This is a genomic window from Tahibacter sp. (assembly GCF_035481375.1).
Lineage (GTDB): Bacteria > Pseudomonadota > Gammaproteobacteria > Xanthomonadales > Rhodanobacteraceae > Tahibacter.
This window is the reverse complement of record NZ_DATIGT010000273.1, coordinates 1-17,278: the sequence shown is the minus strand read 5'-3', so window position 1 is coordinate 17,278 and position 17,278 is coordinate 1. Positions and strand designations below refer to the sequence as shown.

General features: G+C 67.4%; 18 protein-coding genes. 7 read left to right on the top strand and 11 right to left on the bottom strand.

The features are described from left to right. Positions 1 to 221 precede the first annotated feature (221 nt). The 5 genes from VLF18_RS18090 (at position 222) to VLF18_RS18070 (ending at position 4,214) form a co-directional block, all read left to right on the top strand. Positions 222 to 668, top strand: coding sequence for a lysozyme inhibitor LprI family protein (locus VLF18_RS18090; RefSeq protein ID WP_325281023.1), 447 nt, complete (start codon positions 222 to 224; stop codon positions 666 to 668). Positions 669 to 1,135: 467 nt separating this feature from the next. Further along, a complete protein-coding gene (locus VLF18_RS18085) occupies positions 1,136 to 1,330 on the top strand; it encodes a hypothetical protein (protein WP_325281022.1) in 195 nt (64 codons plus the stop codon). A 677-nt stretch (positions 1,331 to 2,007) separates the two neighbouring features. Further along, a complete protein-coding gene (locus VLF18_RS18080) occupies positions 2,008 to 2,640 on the top strand; it encodes a BON domain-containing protein (RefSeq protein ID WP_325281021.1) in 633 nt (210 codons plus the stop codon). Between the two features lie 432 nt (positions 2,641 to 3,072). Next, positions 3,073 to 3,282: a cold-shock protein gene (locus VLF18_RS18075; protein WP_325281020.1), complete on the top strand. Its 210-nt coding sequence runs from the start codon at positions 3,073 to 3,075 to the stop codon at positions 3,280 to 3,282. 491 nt (positions 3,283 to 3,773) lie between these two features. After that, positions 3,774 to 4,214: a hypothetical protein gene (locus tag VLF18_RS18070; RefSeq protein ID WP_325281019.1), complete on the top strand. Its 441-nt coding sequence runs from the start codon at positions 3,774 to 3,776 to the stop codon at positions 4,212 to 4,214. Between the two features lie 187 nt (positions 4,215 to 4,401). Here VLF18_RS18070 and VLF18_RS18065 read toward each other — a convergent pair whose 3' ends face one another. The 3 genes from VLF18_RS18065 to gcvA all read right to left on the bottom strand — a co-directional run bounded on the left by VLF18_RS18065 (position 4,402) and on the right by gcvA (position 6,947). Beyond that, a complete protein-coding gene (locus VLF18_RS18065; RefSeq protein ID WP_325281018.1) occupies positions 4,402 to 4,905 on the bottom strand; it encodes an EF-hand domain-containing protein in 504 nt (167 codons plus the stop codon). 279 nt (positions 4,906 to 5,184) lie between these two features. Beyond that, entirely contained in the window at positions 5,185 to 6,021 is an 837-nt protein-coding gene (gene rsmA, locus VLF18_RS18060) for a 16S rRNA (adenine(1518)-N(6)/adenine(1519)-N(6))-dimethyltransferase RsmA (protein ID WP_325281017.1), read from the bottom strand. Next, on the bottom strand, positions 6,018 to 6,947 hold the full coding sequence (gcvA, locus tag VLF18_RS18055; RefSeq protein WP_325281016.1) for a transcriptional regulator GcvA: 930 nt from the start codon (positions 6,945 to 6,947) through the stop codon (positions 6,018 to 6,020). The genes rsmA and gcvA overlap by 4 nt, the downstream gene beginning before the upstream one ends. On the opposite strand from gcvA, the gene VLF18_RS18050 reads away from it, so the two are divergent. Then, positions 6,849 to 8,003: a DMT family transporter gene (locus VLF18_RS18050; RefSeq protein ID WP_325281015.1), complete on the top strand. Its 1,155-nt coding sequence runs from the start codon at positions 6,849 to 6,851 to the stop codon at positions 8,001 to 8,003. The genes gcvA and VLF18_RS18050 overlap by 99 nt on opposite strands. Positions 8,004 to 8,042: 39 nt before the next feature. Here VLF18_RS18050 and pdxA read toward each other — a convergent pair whose 3' ends face one another. The 3 genes from pdxA to VLF18_RS18035 all read right to left on the bottom strand — a co-directional run bounded on the left by pdxA (position 8,043) and on the right by VLF18_RS18035 (position 12,869). After that, positions 8,043 to 9,029, bottom strand: coding sequence for a 4-hydroxythreonine-4-phosphate dehydrogenase PdxA (pdxA, locus tag VLF18_RS18045; protein ID WP_325281014.1), 987 nt, complete (start codon positions 9,027 to 9,029; stop codon positions 8,043 to 8,045). Positions 9,030 to 9,123: 94 nt separating this feature from the next. Next, positions 9,124 to 10,485: a peptidylprolyl isomerase gene (locus VLF18_RS18040; RefSeq protein ID WP_325281013.1), complete on the bottom strand. Its 1,362-nt coding sequence runs from the start codon at positions 10,483 to 10,485 to the stop codon at positions 9,124 to 9,126. Positions 10,486 to 10,598: 113 nt separating this feature from the next. Further along, positions 10,599 to 12,869, bottom strand: a complete 2,271-nt coding sequence (locus VLF18_RS18035; protein ID WP_325281012.1) for an LPS-assembly protein LptD — start codon at positions 12,867 to 12,869, stop codon at positions 10,599 to 10,601. Between the two features lie 171 nt (positions 12,870 to 13,040). Between VLF18_RS18035 and msrB the strand changes: the two genes are divergently transcribed. Beyond that, on the top strand, positions 13,041 to 13,451 hold the full coding sequence (gene msrB, locus VLF18_RS18030; protein ID WP_325281011.1) for a peptide-methionine (R)-S-oxide reductase MsrB: 411 nt from the start codon (positions 13,041 to 13,043) through the stop codon (positions 13,449 to 13,451). Positions 13,452 to 13,512: 61 nt separating this feature from the next. Here the strand turns inward: msrB and VLF18_RS18025 are convergent, their stop codons facing one another. The 5 genes from VLF18_RS18025 to cobS all read right to left on the bottom strand — a co-directional run bounded on the left by VLF18_RS18025 (position 13,513) and on the right by cobS (position 17,243). Further along, positions 13,513 to 14,220, bottom strand: a complete 708-nt coding sequence (locus VLF18_RS18025) for a hypothetical protein (protein ID WP_325281010.1) — start codon at positions 14,218 to 14,220, stop codon at positions 13,513 to 13,515. A 113-nt stretch (positions 14,221 to 14,333) separates the two neighbouring features. Next, on the bottom strand, positions 14,334 to 15,257 hold the full coding sequence (locus VLF18_RS18020; RefSeq protein ID WP_325281009.1) for a histone deacetylase family protein: 924 nt from the start codon (positions 15,255 to 15,257) through the stop codon (positions 14,334 to 14,336). Between the two features lie 3 nt (positions 15,258 to 15,260). Further along, positions 15,261 to 15,827: a cob(I)yrinic acid a,c-diamide adenosyltransferase gene (locus tag VLF18_RS18015; protein WP_325281008.1), complete on the bottom strand. Its 567-nt coding sequence runs from the start codon at positions 15,825 to 15,827 to the stop codon at positions 15,261 to 15,263. 64 nt (positions 15,828 to 15,891) lie between these two features. Next, entirely contained in the window at positions 15,892 to 16,497 is a 606-nt protein-coding gene (cobC, locus tag VLF18_RS18010; protein ID WP_325281007.1) for an alpha-ribazole phosphatase family protein, read from the bottom strand. After that, positions 16,488 to 17,243, bottom strand: a complete 756-nt coding sequence (gene cobS / locus VLF18_RS18005; RefSeq protein WP_325281006.1) for an adenosylcobinamide-GDP ribazoletransferase — start codon at positions 17,241 to 17,243, stop codon at positions 16,488 to 16,490. Before cobS ends, cobC begins: the two co-directional genes overlap by 10 nt. Positions 17,244 to 17,278 lie beyond the last annotated feature (35 nt).

Genomic DNA, 17,278 nt, shown 5'->3' with positions numbered 1-17,278 from the left:
CGGCAGCTCGCCGTCGCTGGCCGCACTCGCCGCGGCCGGCGTCGCGCGCATCAGCTACGGCCCGGGCCCGTATCTCGCGGCGATGAATGCGGTCAAGGAAGGCGCGAAGGCGATCTACGGCTGAGTGCACGACGCGCGACGACGCGTCGTCGTCGTCGCGCGGAGGAATGCGCGGCGAATTGCGTAGTGATCGTGAGACCACGACGACGAGGCAGGCGTGCATGCGAACCCCCGGGAAAATTCTCGCGCTGGCCGGTGCGCTGACCGTGCCCTGCATCGCGGCGGCGCAGTGCGACTATGTCGAACGACACGCGATCGCAGCGGCATTCGCGAAGGACATCGAGCGCAGCGGCGGCGTCACGGTCGATATGCGCGATGCGCAGGGTCGCGCCTATCAGGCATGGGATGCGGAACTCAACCGGCTCTATCGCGAACTGCTCGCGACGGTGAAGCAGGATTCCGATCGCGACGCGCTGCGCAAGGCGCAGCGCGCCTGGCTCGCGTTTCACGAGGCCGAAGGCGACTGGGACTGGAGCGGCGCGATGCATGGCCGCGAGGGTACGTCGGGCCCGCTCAACGTGGCCGGTTCGGCGCTGACGAGGCTGCAGCAGCGCATCTGCGATCTGCGAGATGCGCTCGATATCGTCGCACTGCACGCGGACGAGTGAGGATCAGGGCGGGGACGCGATCGCGAGAAAGTCCTCGACGATCCGCGCCGCCGGCGCACGCAGCGCTGGGTGTCGGCTGCTGCGCGTTCCGGGCCGAATGACACGGCAACATCGGTTCATCGGGTTCCGCAAGGAGAGCCATGGTGCGACGTGACGCGGCGCGTCGATCGCGTTCGCATCGCGCGTCTCCGACGCTTGTATACGTTCCTGCAAGTGATAAGTGGCGAACGGGCCGTCGCGCCGTCGCGTAACAAGTACTTCACACCGCGGAGCGCATAGTGAGACTCCTTCGCCTCACGCCTTCTCGTCGAGGCAGTCCCCAGCTCGATGGCATCTTCCGCATCGCAATGCGGGGCCAAGCCTATCTCTCCGTATTTGTGCCGGGCACCGGCATGACTCAGCAGCAGGACACTGCCGCACCGATCCTGGAGCTTGTTTGGCCAAGGACGGCCGATTGGAGTCACACCATGAAAGAACCGACGACATACATCAAGCCAAACAGCGGCAGCGTCACTAGCTCCGGTGCCGACAAGGCTGCGGAAAATCCCATCGGCCGTCCTGCCGTCGTCGAAGCCGATTCCGAACGGGTCGACGAAAAGGCAGTGCGGACTACGGCCAGCCCGCAGCCCGTTGCCGGCGAAAACGACGGGTCCAAGCGTTGAGTTGCCTGACCGCCTGGGTATGTCGGGCGGTCTTTACGAGTCCGGCCGCAAGAATGCGGGCCGCTGACCGGCCGCCGAACCTGCAAATTCGCTGAGCGCAATTGCGCGACATCGCGACTCCGGGCATCCATCTTGAACAACGAGCAGTTGCCGTCACGGCGGAACAGGCAGGTGATTTATTTTCAGTTCTGCGTTTCAGGGCGCGGCGGAATCGCCCCCGCTGCTCTGCAGGAACTGTGGAAGACCGCATCGCGGAGCCAGCACGTAAGGGTAAGTAGAACGTCGCGCGCAGACGCGTGCGGATATATCTACTCGCTTGCCGCGTCTTCGGGACTGGAAAACTTGACAGTGGTAGAAGCCGAGTTGCGGCTGCTGCTGACGGATAACGTGCTCGGCGAAGTCCGTTGCCTTACAAAAATCACGGGTTAGTCCGGACGGGTAGCTCGCAGCGGAAAGCGCAAGCGTTCAGGCGTCTGACGCAGCGGCGCTCGCGCTGATGCCGATGCGCGCCGACCAGCGCACGATTGCTGCGGTACCGACCGTTGCCGTGTGTCGTGCATTCGGCGTCGAAACAGGCACACTTCCTTCGGCGCGTATTGAGTGCAGCAATTGCTCGGCATTCGCCCGCAACCGTCAATCGTCCATTTTTTCTCCCTCGCCAGCGCTTCCGGAACGCCATGAAACTTTCCCGTCCGACACCGCCGTTCTCCTTGCTTGCCGCCGCCACGCTCGCTCTCTACGGCGGTTTCGCGGCGAGCTCGCCCCTCGCGCCTCCGTCCTCGCCTTGCGAAGCGCCGCGTGGCGATCAAAGCGTCGCCGCTGCGATCGAATCGCGCTTGAGCGCAAGCTCGCGAATGCAGGCGGACGACATCGTCGTCATCGTGGTGGCCGGCGCGGCGCAGCTGCGCGGACTGGTACGCAGCGACAGGCAAAAGCTCCTCGCCGAGCAGATGGCGGGCGATACCAAAGGCGTAGTGCATCTGGACAACCAGCTCGACGTCGTCGATTGGGCGCCTGTCACGGATTTCGCTCGCAACGAGGCGTCGCGACGCGACGGCGCTCATCGATCGCGCCAAACGCGCAGCGATACATGGATCACCGCGACGGTGGAGAAGATGCTGGCGATGTCGCTCGGCACCGACAATTGCGAGATCGTCGTCCAGACACGTGACGGTGTTGTCGGGCTGCAAGGCACGATGACGTCGCCCGAAGCTCGCCATATGGCGATCGATCTCGTCAGCGGCACTTCCGGCGTGCGCAGCGTCGACGCGGCTGCCTTGCTTGTCGCAGGGAATGCGGACGCACACTGAGGCTTCGCCGAAAACAAACAGCCAGGCGATCCAGGCTACCTGGAGCGGCTTGCGTTTTTCGCCGACAAAAGCACGCGAGGCGTGCCCGTCGCCACGCGGCGCGCCGCCGTAGCGGCGCACGAGCGGCCCGACGGTCGGTCCCTGCAGGATGATCGGCGCAAGGCTGCGTGTGCAGGTCCGGCAGTAGATCGACGTGCGCTCAGGATCGTTATCGGAGCGTTACGAAGCCGGTTTACCTTCTCCGGAAGTTTTTTCTGGCGATGTCGCGGCAAGCAGCGTACAGTGCCTGCACTGTGCTTGTTTGGTCACGGTGATTGCTTGACCCCGGTTAGTCCGAGATCCCGCCTCTCATTGTTCGCAACTCAACCTTGCAAACCAGTCGCTCGCACCGACGCGATGTCGGCGCATATCTACTAATGCAAGGAGTTTCAAATGTCGAATCGACAGAGTGGCACCGTAAAGTGGTTCAACGACGCCAAGGGCTTTGGTTTCATTACCCCGGAAAGCGGTGCAGATTTGTTTGTGCACTTCCGCGCAATCCAGGGCTCGGGCTTCAAGAGTTTGCAGGAAGGCCAGCGTGTGAGCTTCGTCGCCGTGCCGGGACAGAAGGGCATGCAGGCTGATCAAGTCCAGGCCGATTGAAATACGCCGGACGTCAGTCGTCCCGGCTTGACGCCGGGTCGCCCTGCTTTTTTTGAGGACGGGTCGTTCCGTCCGGTTCGCCTAGATCAGCAACGACCGCGCGCGTAGCGAATGGGTGCTTCGCGCGCCTTGGATTCCCGTATGGCTCTGGCGCTGGCGCGTCGTCGTACCTCAGCGTCACACTCCTCAGGTGATCCGTCTAACCGCCCGACGCGGGGCGACGCGCCGGCCTGAAGGGCTCCCCGCACGCAGCGGGATAGCGCCAAGGCGGGAAAGGTAAGCCCGACAACCCAACTTCGAACAAGGCGCCCCCATTCGGGCGCTTTTTTTTTGTGCCGAATCCTGGTTTTGATCGTGTCGATCACGCCGGTGTCGTCTGTGGCCAGCTGCGCCGGGGAGCCGTCTTTCGCGAAATTTCCCGCGGTATCAGCGCGTCACTGTATCCTTGCCGGCTCGTCATTTTTTTCTGATTGCCGACTTCGAAACCTCGCATGCCCCGACCGACGAACCGCTTCCTGCTCGCCGCTGCCGCAGGCGACATCGCAGCTGCGCTGCTCCATTTCGGCTGCATCGCGTTCGGCGCGAGCTGGTATCGCGCGCTGGGTGCCGGCGAGCGCATGGCGCAGTTCGCCGAGCGCGGCCACGCGTATCCGGCGCAGATGGCGGCGGGCATCGGTGCGGTGCTGCTGGTCTGGGCGCTCTACGCGCTGTCGGGCGCCGGCGCGATTCCGCGCCTGCCGTTCGTGCGCCTGGTGCTCGGCGCGATCGCGGTCGTGCTGATCGTGCGCGGACTCGCTTTCGTCGTGCTGATGCCGCTGTTTCCGGGCAACGGCCTCACGTTCTGGATTGCGAGTTCGGCGACCTGTCTGCTGCTCGGATGGCTGCACGCCGCGGGCCTGCGGCAGCAGTGGCCGCTATTGCGACGCCGCTGAAGGGAACGTCGAAAAAAACGTCGACGTTCGCGCGGCGCAGTCATGCGCCGCTCGCGATCAAGCGCACAAGCGCTTGATCAGCGGAGCCGAGTCCGGACCTGCGCAGGACCCGGCGACTCTAAAAATCACCGGACGGCGTTTAGAGATTCCCTGAATCCGGTCGGGCCGGCGGCCCGAGCCGATGGCATCAGTAGCCCGAACCAGAGCCGGCAAGGCTGCGGTCGAACTCGGCGGGCTGGATCTTGCCGTCGCCGTCGGCATCGGCCTTGCCGAAGCCGGCCTTGAGTTCCTTGCGCGACAGGCCCTTGTTCTCGCGCTTGGCCCAGGCCTTGGTTTCCGTGAACGAAATCGTGCCGTCGTTGCTGGTGTCGATGCCGTCGAAGGCTTCGCGCGCAGGCTTGAGTTCCGGCGCGGGCCTGGTCTTGCCGCGGATCGCGTCGCCGACTGCGTCGGTGCGCGTCATGCTGCCGCAGCTGGGGTCGCGATCGCCGCTGGGCGCCTGCCGGCAGCCACCGTCGCAGTTGAAGCAGAAGATGTTGCACGGACCGTAACCGCAGCACGGCGTGGGCGTCGTGCAGTCGGCGCAATAGCCGAAGGCGTTGCCGCTGCATTGCGCGTTCGCAATGCCGGATCCGAACAGCAGCAGGAACATCGTCCACGACACGGCATAGGCGAAGCGTCGGGCATTCATGGATTTCTCCCCTTGTGCGCGGAAGGCGGCGGCACGGTGCCGCCGCTCATGGGGCGTCTAGCGGATCCGCGGGGGCGAAACTGTCACGTCCAAAGCGTCGCTGCGAGCGTGGGGCGCGACGCTCGAAGGGCATTGCGCCGTGGCCGGTCCGGCATTGCTGGGTGGGGATGGTGCAATGCGCTCATCGGCTCGCGTTGTGCTCACCGGCCCGCGTTACGCCGACAACCGGAGCTGCCGGGCTGGGGCGGATTTGGCGCAATGCGCTTCGCTGATTGCGCCCTACGCATCTTCGGCGACGACTTTCGCGATGGCCACGAAATCCATGGGGGCCAATTGTTCCGCGCGTTCTTTCGGATCGATGCCGGCGGCGCGGATCTGGTCGGCGTTCGCGACGCCGTGCAGCGCGTTCGACAGGGTCTTGCGGCGCTGGCCGAACGCGTGGCGCACGACACGTTCGACGAGGGCCGGATCGGCGTCGTGGCGGCGTTCGCGCGGCAGCGGCGTGAGGCGCACGACGGCCGAGTCGACTTTCGGCGGCGGGTTGAACGCGCCGGGCGGTACCTTGAGCAGCGGTTCGACGCGACAGTAGAGCTGCAGCATGACGCTGAGCCGGCCGTAGACCTTGCTGCCCGGGTCGGCGGCCATGCGGTCGACGACCTCCTTCTGCAACATGAAATGCATGTCGGTGATCGCGGCGGCGTGGTCGAGGCAGTGGAACAGGATGGGGCTCGAAATGTTGTACGGCAGATTGCCGACGAGGCGCAGGTTCGCGCCGGCTGCCAGCGCCGTGAAGTCGACGGTCAGCACGTCGGCATGGATCACCTCCAGTTCGCCGATGTCGCGCGCGGCGGCCTGGATCCGCGGAATCAGGTCGCGGTCGAGCTCGATCACGGTGAGCCGGCCGTGTTCGCGCAGCAGCGGCAGCGTGATCGCGCCTTCGCCGGGGCCGATCTCGACGAGCCGTTCGCCGGGCTTCGGCGCGATCGCCTGGACGATGCGCCGGATCAGGCCGGGGTCGTGCAGGAAGTGCTGTCCAAATTGCTTTTTGTGGACATGTTTGCCGGCGACGGCGTCGGAGGCATGGGCGTTGACGGGAACGGACGGATAGCGCTTCAAACGGGAGCCTCGGGCGGCGGGGCGAGCGGCGAGGAAGTCGCGAGCTCTTCGATGAGCCAGGCGCGGAACTGCCGCACCGACGGTTTCTCGAAATGCGATTCGGGACAAACGAGGTAGTAAGCATAGTGGGCCGGCACGCGCAGCGCGAACGGCGCGACGAGCTCGCCGCTCGCGAGGCGATCGCCCGCGAGGGAACTGCGCGCGAGCACGACGCCCTGGCCCTTGGCCGCGGCGCGCAGAGCGAGCTCGGTGTCGTCGAAGATCGCGCCGCCGCGCGGCTCGCTCGTGCTGACGCCGGCCGCGGCGAACCAGCGCACCCAGTCGTTCTTGCGCATCTGCTGCTTGATGCGGATCAGCGGCAGCTCCAGCAGTTCCGACGGATGCTTGAGCTTGCGCCGCGTCAGGCGCGGACTCAGCACGGGGAACAGCTCGTCGTCGAGCAGCTTCTCGCAGCGCAGGCCGGGCCAGGGGCCGTTGCCCCAGCGGATCGCGACGTCGACGCCGTCGTTGCGGAAGTCGGCGAGGCTGATCGAACTCTGCAGGTTGAACTCGACGTCGGGATGGCGCGTGAGGAATCCGCCGAGCCGGCCGACGAGCCAGGCCGCCGCGAACGACGGCAGCACGCTCAGCGTCAGCACGTTGCCCGCGGCGCGTTCGCGCACGCGCGTGACGGTCAATGCGAGTTCGTCGAGCGCGTCGCGCACGCCGAGCGCGAGCTGCTGGCCGGCGTCGGTCAGCCAGGTCTTCCTGCCGCTGCGCGCGAACAGCTTGAGCCCCAGTTCTTCTTCCAGCGCCTTGATCTGCAGGCTGACCGCGCCGTGGGTCAGATGCAGTTCCTCGGCCGCGCGCGACCAGTTCAGGTGCCGTGCGGCGCATTCGAAGACGCGCAGCGTGCGCAGGGGCGGGAGGTGCTGCCAGGCGCGCATCTGTTAGTTTCCTTGACGGTCCGGGACAGAAAGTATCGATTTTTCCGCTCGCTTTCCAGGCATAGCATGGCGGACCTCAGGCGCTGCGTTGGTCGTACTGACAGAAGCGTCGCTCACGAGGATGTCGCGATGACTGCGGGAATGATGGTGCGGATGCTGGCCCTGGCCATGATATGGGGCGGCTCGTTCTTGTTCATGCGTATCGCCGTGCCCGAGTTCGGCACGGGCTTCACGGCGGCCGGGCGCATCGCGCTGTCGGCGCTGGTGCTGCTGGTGTTCCTGCGCTGGCAGGGATTGAACCTCGACTGGCGCCGTCACTGGCGCGCTTATGCCTGGATCGGCGCGCTGAGCGCCGGCGTGCCGTTCGTGCTGTTCGCGTTCATGGCGCATCACCTGCCGGCCGGCTACTCGGCCGTGCTCAACGCGACCGTGCCGCTGTTCGCCGTGCTGCTCGGCTGGTATCTGCAGCGCAAGCGTCCGTCGCTGTCCAAGCTCGCCGGCGTCGTCGTCGGCGTCGCGGGCGTCGTGACGATCGCGCGCTTCGGCACGGTGACGCTGACGGCCGCAACGATGCTCGCGTTCGTCGCGGGTCTTGCCGCCGCCGCGCTCTACGCGCTCGGCGCGGCGGAACTGCGCCGCCTGTTCAGCGGCACCGATCCGGTCGTCACGGCCACCGGCAGCCAGATCGGCGCGGCGCTGCTGCTGTCGCCGCTGCTGCTCGCCAACGTGCCGACGCAGGTGCCGGGCCTTGCGCCGGGTCTCGCGCTGGCCGCGCTCGGCCTGGTCTGTACCGCGATCGCGTTCGTCGTGTATTTCCGTCTGCTGCGCGATGCAGGTCCGGAGCGCGCGACGACCGTGACCTTCCTCGTGCCGGTGTTCGCGCAGGTCTGGGGTGCGCTGTTCCTGCACGAGCCGATCACTGCGGCGATGCTCGCCGGTCTGGGCCTCGTGCTGCTCGCGGTGATGCTGGTGTTCGAGAAGCTGCGCCTGCCGCAGCGGCGTCGCGCGGTGCTGGCGGCCGCGGCGCTGTCGCCGTGCAATGGGAAGGATTGCTGATCGGTAGTTAAACCCTCCCGTGCAAGGGAGGGTTTGTTTTCAGGCTTTTGTGGCTCGCTTCGCCAGATCCACCGCCAACCTCGTCGCCGCAATCAGGCTGCTCGGGTCCGCGATGCCGCGGCCGGCGAGATCGAGTGCGGTGCCGTGGTCGACCGAGGTGCGCACGAACGGCAGGCCGAGCGTCAGGTTGACCGCGTTGCCGAAGCCCATGGCCTTGAGCACGGGCAGGCCCTGGTCGTGATACATCGCGAGCACGGCGTCGGTCTGGCCGAGCGGGGCCGGCAGGAACGCGGTGTCGGCCGGCAGCGGGCCGGTCAGGCGGAAGCCTTCGGCGCGCAGGTCGGCGAGCAGCGGCTGGATGATCTCGATTTCCTCGCGGCCCAGATGGCCGCCTTCGCCTGCGTGCGGGTTCAATCCGAGCACGAGGATGCGCGGTTCGGCGAAGCCGAACTTGCGCTGCAGATCGGCGCGCAGGATGCGCAGCGTCGTCTCCAGCGAGGCGCGCGTGATTGCGGCGGGTACGGCCGACAACGGCAGATGCGTCGTCGCGAGCGCGACGCGCAGCGCGCCGGAGGTCAGCATCATCACGACTTCGGCGTTCGCGCGCAGCGCGAAGTATTCGGTGTGGCCCGAGAACGGAATGCCGGCGTCGTTGACGATGCTTTTCTGTACCGGCGCCGTGACCACGGCATCGAACTCGCCGGCCATGCAGCCGTCGGCGGCGCGCGCGAGCGTCGACAGCACGTAGCCCGCATTCGCACGATCGAGCTTGCCCGCAACGACCGGCGCGGCCGTTTCCGTTGCGACGATGCGCAGGCTGCCCGGTGCGCGGGCGGCGATCGCGCGACCATCGTCGTCGGTCAGTTGCAGGCCGAGCTTGCGGCCGGCCGCCGCGGACCGGAGCAGTTGCGGATCGCCGATCGCGATGAGGTCCGCCGCGACGTCGCTGTGCGCGAGCTCGGCTACGAGCTCCGGACCGATGCCGGCGGGTTCGCCGAGCGTGATGGCTATGCGGGGCAGGGACATGGCGAAAGCCTGAGGGACGTGAAGTGAGAAGTGAGTGATGCCGAGTCGAAGCGTCGTCTACTCGTTTCCCACTCCCGGCCGCTCGATGCTCGCCTCATCCGCTGACCGGCTCGCCCTTGGTGTCGTAGCCGGCCAGGCGGTATTCGATGTAAGCCTCGGCCTTGAGCTGGCGCATGAGGTTCTCGAACTCGTCTTCGGCCTTGCGCTGCTGGATCGCTTCGCGGGCCTGCGTGCGGCGCGCTTCGTCGGTGCGGTCGAGTTCGCGCATGCCGAGTCGCTTGACGAAGTGATAGCCCGCGTTGCTGCGGAACGGCTGGCTGATCTCGCCGTCCTTGAGGTTGGAGATGACTTCGCCGACCTGTGCGCCGTAGGTGTCGATCGGGAACCAGCCCATGTCGCCGCCGGCGTTCGCGCTGGTCGCATCGTCGGAGTTGGACTTGGCGAGCGTGGCGAAATCCTCGCCGCCTTCGACGCGGCGGCGCAGATCGTTGATCTTCTTCTCGGCGTCGGTCGGCGTCACGAGTTCGCTGATCTTGACCATCATGTGCTGGGCGTGGAATTCGGTGACGAGCTGCTTGCCCTGCGCGCGCTGCTCGACGAGCTTCAGGATGTGGAAGCCACTGGGGCCGCGCACGGCCGGCGAGACCTGGCCGACGCTCATGCCCTGCAGCAGATCGCCGAACATTTCCGGCACCTGGTCGTAGCGGCGCCAGCCGATGTCGCCGCCTTCGAGCGCGTCCTGGCCGTCGGACGAGCGGATCGCGATCGCGGCGAAGTCGGCGCCCGGCGCGGCGGCTTCGCGCTGCACGCGCTCGGCCTTCTCGCGCGCGGCCTGGATCTGTTCGGCGCTCGCGCCGTCGGGCACGCCGACGAGAATGTGGGCGAGGCGCACCTCGCCGGTCTTGAGGCTGTTGTTCGCGAGCGCGATGTCGATCTCGGCGTCGCTGACCTGGGTCGACTGCGCGACGCGCTGGCGCAGGCGCTGGGTGACGAGTTCGTCGCGCAGGTTGCGGCGGAATTCTTCGTAGCTGAGGCCGTCGCGCGCGATCGCGCTGCGCAGCTGGTCGACGTCCATCTTGTTCGTGCGGGCGATGTTCGCGACGGCCTGGTCGATCTCGACGTCGCCGATGCGCACGCCGCTCTGGCCGGCCTTGGCGACCTGCAGCCGCGTCATGATCAGGCGGTCGAGCACCTGGCGTTCGAGAACCGGACGCGCCGGAAGCTGCTGCGGATTGCGCTGGTATTGCGCGACGACCTGGTTGACCGCACGGTTGAGTTCGCTCTTGAGCACGACGTCTTCGTCGACGATGGCCACGATGCGGTCGAGCGTGCCGTCGTCGGGTGCGGCGGTCTGCGTCTGCTGGGCGGGTTGCGGATTCAGGAACTGGGCCCACGACGGCGTGACGGCCGCGGACAGGGTGGTCAGCAGGGCAAACGCGAGCGCAGGCTTGTTCATCGCAGGTCCGTGTAGAGCTTGGGAATTCCGCGAACCGGGCCGGTTGCGCGGGCGGGGCGACGAGTGTGCATGTCGCCCCGGACTGGTGCCTGAACGCTCAGGCACCGACCAGATCACTGGTAGCCGAGAATACCACGGCGCAGGAAATCGCCCGTTTTCTGGCCGATCGCACCGAGTCCCTTGAGCTCCATTTCGAAGTAGATCGCATCGTTCGCCTTGCCGCTCGCACTGCGCAGGTAATGACGCGCGAGCAGGCGCCAGATCACGCAGCAGGAATCGCGCTCGATACCGAACAGGTTCTCCAGCGGCTTGCGGTCGCGCAGCGAGTAGTTCCAGCGGCCGATCAGGCGCCAGCGCTCGTTCAGCGGGATCAGTGCCGAGATGTCGGTCTGCTCGAGGAAGTCGCGGCGGTAGCGGTACGAGACATTGAGCACGCCGTCGCCGAGGAAGCGGCGCTGCAGGCTGACCGCCGACAGGTCGGTGCGATCGTCGTTCGGATCCCACTGCTCGGCGATCTTGAGCCGCCACTTGTCCGACAGATGCAGGTCGAGTTCGCCGACATAGGCCGAGCCGGAATAGTCGGTCGCCGGGCCGTAGAGCTGCACGCGCTGCTCGTCGAAATAGCGGATCTGGCCGAGGCTCGCCGACAGGCGCTCGGCGCCGGTCGCGGTCTCGAGCAGGCGCGTGGTCAGCGCGACGGTCAGGTTGTTCGCGTCCATCTGCCGGTCGGCGCCGCTGTAGCGGTTGGTCGTGAACAGCTGCGGGAAGTCGAAGGTCAGCAGCTGCGTGTCGAACAGCGGCAGGTCGCTCTGGTCGCGATAGGGCACGCGCAGGTAATACAGGCGCGGTTCGAGCGTCTGGATGTAGCTCGTGCCGAACAGGTTCGCGTCGCGCTCGAAGATCAGGCCCATGTCGAGGCTGCCGATCGGCGTCGTGCGCTGTGGCGTCGCGCCGAGTTCGCGGCCGTCCGCCAGCTCGGTCTCGACGTCGTAGCGCGTGTGGCGCACGCCGAACTCGGGACGCAGGAACCACGACGCGCCTTCGAGCGGCAGGCTCAGATACGGATAGACGTCGAGGCGCTGGCCCGTGGTCGGGCAGACGCGCGTGCCGTTGCCGTCGCGGAAGCAGTCCTTGTCGAACGCGACGAATTCGGATTTCACGCCGCCGCGCAGGCGGCCGACGAGATCGACGTCGCCGTCGAAGGTGATGCGCGGCAGACGGATGTAGGGTTCGAACTGATCGGCGAGCGCCGGGTCAGTGACCTGATACTTGTCGCCGCCGGCGGCGAAGCTCCAGCCGCGACCGCGGCCGTTGAGGTACATGCTCGACGGCAGCAGGCTCGTCGAGATCGCCGACAGGCTGTCGCCGAAGTCCTCGAAGTAGCGCTTGTCGCTGACGCCGTTGACGTTGGCGGCGAAATTCCAGTTCGCGTTGAGATACGTGAAATTGTCCCAGTGCCACTGGCCGCGCTCGCGCTCGGCGCGGCGGTCGTTCGGCATCCAGGTGCCGTCGACCTGGCCGCGGCTGCGCTCGGTCAGATAGCGGAACTCGGCGCCGGGCATGAATCCGCGCTGCGTGACGATGCGCGGATACAGCGTCATGTCGTAGTTCTCGGCGAGATTCAGGTAGTACGGCAGCGTCAGGTCGAGACCGCTGTTGCCGTTGAATCCGAAGCTCGGATAGAGAAAGCCGCTCTGCCGCCGGTCGTCGGTCGGGAAGCGCGCGTAGGGCAGCCAGAAGATCGGCACGTCTCCGACGCGAAGCGTCACGTCGTGTCCGCGCGCCACGCCCTCGGCCTGGTCGATCGTGATGTCGTCGGCGCGGATCTCCCAGCTCGGCTGGTCGGGATCGCAGGTCGAGAAGCGCACGAGCGTCATGCGCGCATGATCGTCGTCGATGAGCTCGGCCTGTTGCGCGCGGCCGTTGCCGCGCGAATTCAGCAGCTGGAACTGCACGGTGTCGAGCACGGCCGTGTTCGGCGTGGTCTTGCCCTGCGCCTTGTCGGCCGACAGCAGCATGCCGCGATCCTGATAGCGCACGTTGCCCTGCGCGATCCAGGCCGTGGTCTCGGTCCAGTAGGTGAGTTCGTCGGCACGGATCAGCTGATCGAGCCGCTGTACGCGCGCGTTGCCCTGCAGCACGTACTTGGTTTCGTCGGCGCTCTGGAAGCGGTCGGCCGCGAAATCGGTTTCGGCCTCTTCGCGCTTGCCCGTCGCCGGCAGGCCGGCAACGTGGAAGGACAGCAGCGCGTTGGGCTTGCACAGGCTGAAGTCGTCGGACTTGCGCGGGCACTGGTCGCTGCCCGGAAGGCAGGCGGCCCGATTGGCGGCGTTGTCGGCCGCATGGGCGCCTGCGCCGTACAGGCACAGGACGGTGGCCTGCACCAGATGGCGCAGTCGGAAAGTACGCGAAAGATTGCGCGGCACAGGCAGGTCTTTGGCAGACGGCGAGGCGCGTAAGATGCCCGAAAGCCGGTCATTGCAGCAATCGGCGCGACCATAAGTGCTTGACGGCGCTGCTTGTAGGATCGCGCGGCATCCCCATCTGGAACGACCATGAATGCCAAGATCGAGAAATCCGACACCGAGTGGCGCGACCAGCTCACGCCCGAGCAGTACGCGATCTGCCGTTGCTCCGCGACCGAGCGCGCGTTCAGCGGCAAGTACTGGGACCACCACGAGACCGGCACCTACCACTGCGCCGCCTGCCGGGCCGAGCTGTTCGGCTCCGGCGCGAAGTACGACTCGGGCAGCGGCTGGCCGAGCTACTACGAACCGCTGTCGCGCGAGGCCGTGACCGAGCACTTCGACGAAACGCACGGCATGCGCCGCATCGAAGTGCGCTGCGCCCGCTGCGATTCGCACCTGGGGCACGTGTTCCCCGACGGCCCGCGGCCGACCGGGTTGCGGTATTGCATCAATTCGGCGGCGCTGGAGTTCGAGGCAGGAACGAGTGCGCAGGAGTGAGGAAAGAGTGGCCACTTCAAGGGCTTGATCACTCGTTTCTCACTCCTGACAACCCATTCCTCTAGATACACCCCTGCGCCACCGGCGTCAGCGAACAGACGTCGAGCGACAGCACGTTGCCTTCGGACGAGGTGCGGAACAGCACGTCGTTGTTGACGAAGATCGGCACCGACGGATAGCCGACGACGCCGATGTCCGGGTTCACGCGCCAGCGGATCTCGCTGCCGTTCTGGATCGTCGTCGACGTGACCGGCACGAGGAATTCCAGCCAGAACCCCTGGCCCGAGCGCCACGCACCGCCGTCGGCGGTATTGCGCGGCGCGCGGAATGCCCAGCCTTCGAGCCCCTGCGCGAGCTGCTGCGGGCAGCCGTAGCCGGAATCGTTGCCGAGGTTGATCAGGCGCGGGCCGTTCGGCACGCGTGCGAAGCAGAACGCCGGATTCTCCGCCGAGATCGCCGGCGTCACGCCGTTGGGCAGCAGCAGTTCCAGTCCGATCACGCTGCCGCCGCAGGGATTGCCCGGGTGGCTGATGATCAGGTGCGTGTAGAACACTTCGCCGACGGCCGGCGTGCGATTGGGCGGCAACAGCGTGTAGCCCGTATACGCCTGCACGCGGATCTGGCTGATCGGCGGATCGCTCGCGCACGCGAAGTTCGTGCCGATGCTCTTGAACACGCCGTCGAACCACGGCAACTGCAGCGCAGCGGCGGGCCGCGCGGCAAGGCAGGACACGGCGGCAACGGCGAGACTGGCAAACAGGCGACGCATGATGCGGATTCCTTCGACGACGGCCGCGGAACGCGGGAGTTGTCACCGAGGACGGGGCGGCGCTGCGAAAACTGTCAGCGACGCGCGGGGCGCAATGCCCTGTTGCGCCCGCGTTATTCGATCAGCGCCGCGACGTGCGCCTGCACCGACTGGCGCAGCGCGGTCAGGCTGTAACCGCCTTCGAGACTCGACACGATGCGGCCCTGCGCATGTTTGTCGGCCAGCGCGACGAGCTCGTGCGTGACCCACGCGTAGTCCTCGGCGTCGAGGTTGAGGTTCGCGAGCGGGTCGAGGCGATGCGCGTCGAAGCCCGCGGAGACGAACAACAGCTGCGGCGCAAACGCGTCGAGTGCGGGCAGCACGCGTTCGCGGTAGGCCGCGCGGAATTCGCCGCTGCCGCCGCCGGAAGGCAGCGGTTCGTTGATGATGTTGCCGACGCCGGTCTCGCGGCGCAGACCCGTGCCGGGATACAGCGGCATTTCGTGCGTCGACGCGTAGAGAACGCGCGGATCGCTGACGAAGATGTCCTGCGTGCCGTTGCCGTGATGCACGTCGAAGTCGACGATCGCGACGCGCTGCAGGCCGCTCGCGAGCGCATGCCGCGCGCCGACCGCGACGCTGTTGAACAGGCAGAAGCCCATGGCCTGCGCGGCGGTCGCGTGATGGCCCGGCGGTCGCACGGCGCAGAACGCGCGGCGATGACGCGCGGCGAGCACGTCGTCGACGGCGGCGCAGACCGCGCCCGCGGCGCGCAGCGCCGCGTCGAGCGAGTCCGGCGACATGACGGTGTCGGCGTCTATGCGCAGCGATGCGTCGCCGGCCGGCGCGGCGTCGAAGATCTGCGCGACGTGGCCCGGACTGTGCGCGAGTTCGAGCTGCGTGCGCGTCGCGCGCGGCGCTTCGATGCGGTCGATGCCGGCGAAGCGGTCATGGGTCAGCGCTTCGAGCACCGCGCGCAGGCGCGCCGGCGATTCCGGGTGGCCGGCGCCCGGGTCATGGGCGAGGCAGCTGGCATGCGTGTAGAGCGCGAGATGCATGATTCAGGCGCTCTGCGGCTTCTTGCGGCGTTCGTGCTGCCAGAGCACCTCGCCGTGGCCGCTGCGCCGCGCGAGCACGCGCGCGAGCACGAACAGCAGGTCGGACAGGCGATTCAGATAGCGCGTTGCCTCCGCGCGCACGCTTTCGTGTTCGGCCAGCGTGACGACTTCGCGCTCCGCGCGGCGGCAGACCGTGCGCGCGAGATGGCAGGTCGCCGCGGCGATGCCGCCGCCCGGCAGGATGAAATCCTTGAGCGGAGGGAGGTCGTCGTTGAAGCCGTCGAGTACGGTCTCCAGCCGCGCGACGTCGTCGTCGAAGACCATGGCCATGCCGGGGATGCACAGCTCGCCGCCGAGGTCGAACAGGTCGTGCTGGATCTGCGTCAGCGGTTCGCGAATGTCGTCGCCGATGTCGTGCGCGATCAGCATGCCGATCACGCTGTTGAGTTCGTCGACGGTGCCGTAGGCGCTGACGCGCGCGGAGTCCTTGCGCACGCGCGAGCCGTCGCCGAGTCCGGTCGTGCCGTCGTCGCCGGTGCGCGTGTAGATCTTCGAGAGTCGGTTGCCCATGAAATGCTCGCGCGGGCCGCGAATCGGGCCCGTCAGTAAACGTGTGGAAAATGCGCGGTTCGCGTCAGTCGTCCTCGAAGCGCGAAGCGTTGGTGTAGCTTACTTCAAACTGCCCGAGCCGATAGCGGATGCGGCTCGCGCGCGCATAGCCGAGCTGCAGCGAGAACGCGCGCGCCGGCGGCAGGGCGAGCGCATGGCAGAGCAGTGCGCGGATCGATCCGGCGTGGGCAACGGCGAACACGCCGTCGTTGTCCTGCGTCGAACCCAGCAGCGCCGCGAGCCACGCGCCGGTGCGCCGCATGACGTCGCTGAAACTCTCGCCGCCGGGCGCTTCCTGGATGACCCAGTTGTCGGCCCAGTGGCGGTAGTGGTTGGCGTCCTCGTTGACGATCGCGTCCCAGCGCCTTCCGTCCCAGTCGCCGAAATGCAGTTCGCGCAGACGCGGATCGGCCAGCGGCTCGGTCGCGAAGCGCGCCGCGAATACTTGCGCGGACTGCTGCGCGCGGCGCAGGTCGCTCGTGAACAGGAAGCGCGGCGCGTCGCCCTGCCAGTGCGCGGCGAGCCGCTGGATCGCGAGAAACCCTTCGCTCGACAGCGGCACGTCGGTGTGTCCGACGCAGAGCCCCGGTGCGGCCTCGGAGTCGCCGTGCCGCACGAGAATCAGATCCATCGTTGTGCTCCCGCGCAGACGAGATAGCACGCCAGTTCGACGATCTGGTTCGCCGCGCCGAGCGTGTCGCCGGTGATGCCGCCGAGCTGCGCGCGGAAATACAGGCCGGCGAGTGCGACGACGGCGATGCTGGCCACTGCTGCGAGCAGCGCGAGCCGGCCGAGCGGCGCGACGAGCACGAACGCGAGCAACGCGCCGGCGCCGACCTGGACCCAGCCGATGCCGTCGGCGACGGGCTTGTTCGCTGCCTGGCCCTCGCGCGCATAGCCGAGCGTCGCGGCCAGCGGCAGCACGCTCCAGCGCGCGAAGATATGACCGAGCCAGAGTGCGGCGAACAGCAGCGACGGCGACAGGCTCGCGAGCGCCAGGTATTTGCCGCCGAGCACCGCGGCGAGCGCGAGCGCCGCATAGCTGCCGATGCGGCTGTCGCGCATGATCTCGAGCTTGCGTTCGCGCGTGAATCCGCCGCCGAGACCGTCGGCCGTGTCGGCGAGGCCGTCTTCATGGAAACCGCCCGTGACGACGATGGCTGCGGTCAACGCGGCCCAGGGCGCGAGCGCCGGCGGCAGCCATTGCAGACTGAGCCAGGCCGCGAGCGCCGCGACGGCCGCGACCAGCGCGCCGACGAGCACGAAGTAGGGAGCGGCCTGGGCGAGCCGTGCCGGCTCGGCGTAGCTCCAGCGCGCGAACGGCAGGCGCGTGAGGAACGTCGCGGCGGTGGCGAACAGGCGCAGCGGATGGCTCATGGCGGGCGGCGGGGTAAGCGAACGCCGAGCGTAGC

What these genes read in the sequence shown, in the direction of transcription:
- VLF18_RS18090 (WP_325281023.1), top strand. Translation starts at nt 222, where the DNA reads ATGCGAACCCCCGGGAAAATTCTCGCGCTGGCCGGTGCGCTGACCGTG.
- VLF18_RS18085 (WP_325281022.1), top strand. Translation starts at nt 1,136, where the DNA reads ATGAAAGAACCGACGACATACATCAAGCCAAACAGCGGCAGCGTCACT.
- VLF18_RS18080 (WP_325281021.1), top strand. Translation starts at nt 2,008, where the DNA reads ATGAAACTTTCCCGTCCGACACCGCCGTTCTCCTTGCTTGCCGCCGCC.
- VLF18_RS18075 (WP_325281020.1), top strand. Translation starts at nt 3,073, where the DNA reads ATGTCGAATCGACAGAGTGGCACCGTAAAGTGGTTCAACGACGCCAAG.
- VLF18_RS18070 (WP_325281019.1), top strand. Translation starts at nt 3,774, where the DNA reads ATGCCCCGACCGACGAACCGCTTCCTGCTCGCCGCTGCCGCAGGCGAC.
- VLF18_RS18065 (WP_325281018.1), bottom strand. Translation starts at nt 4,905, where the DNA reads ATGAATGCCCGACGCTTCGCCTATGCCGTGTCGTGGACGATGTTCCTG.
- VLF18_RS18050 (WP_325281015.1), top strand. Translation starts at nt 6,849, where the DNA reads ATGCAGTTCCTCGGCCGCGCGCGACCAGTTCAGGTGCCGTGCGGCGCA.
- gcvA (WP_325281016.1), bottom strand. Translation starts at nt 6,947, where the DNA reads ATGCGCGCCTGGCAGCACCTCCCGCCCCTGCGCACGCTGCGCGTCTTC.
- pdxA (WP_325281014.1), bottom strand. Translation starts at nt 9,029, where the DNA reads ATGTCCCTGCCCCGCATAGCCATCACGCTCGGCGAACCCGCCGGCATC.
- VLF18_RS18040 (WP_325281013.1), bottom strand. Translation starts at nt 10,485, where the DNA reads ATGAACAAGCCTGCGCTCGCGTTTGCCCTGCTGACCACCCTGTCCGCG.
- msrB (WP_325281011.1), top strand. Translation starts at nt 13,041, where the DNA reads ATGAATGCCAAGATCGAGAAATCCGACACCGAGTGGCGCGACCAGCTC.
- VLF18_RS18025 (WP_325281010.1), bottom strand. Translation starts at nt 14,220, where the DNA reads ATGCGTCGCCTGTTTGCCAGTCTCGCCGTTGCCGCCGTGTCCTGCCTT.
- VLF18_RS18020 (WP_325281009.1), bottom strand. Translation starts at nt 15,257, where the DNA reads ATGCATCTCGCGCTCTACACGCATGCCAGCTGCCTCGCCCATGACCCG.
- VLF18_RS18015 (WP_325281008.1), bottom strand. Translation starts at nt 15,827, where the DNA reads ATGGGCAACCGACTCTCGAAGATCTACACGCGCACCGGCGACGACGGC.
- cobC (WP_325281007.1), bottom strand. Translation starts at nt 16,497, where the DNA reads ATGGATCTGATTCTCGTGCGGCACGGCGACTCCGAGGCCGCACCGGGG.
- cobS (WP_325281006.1), bottom strand. Translation starts at nt 17,243, where the DNA reads ATGAGCCATCCGCTGCGCCTGTTCGCCACCGCCGCGACGTTCCTCACG.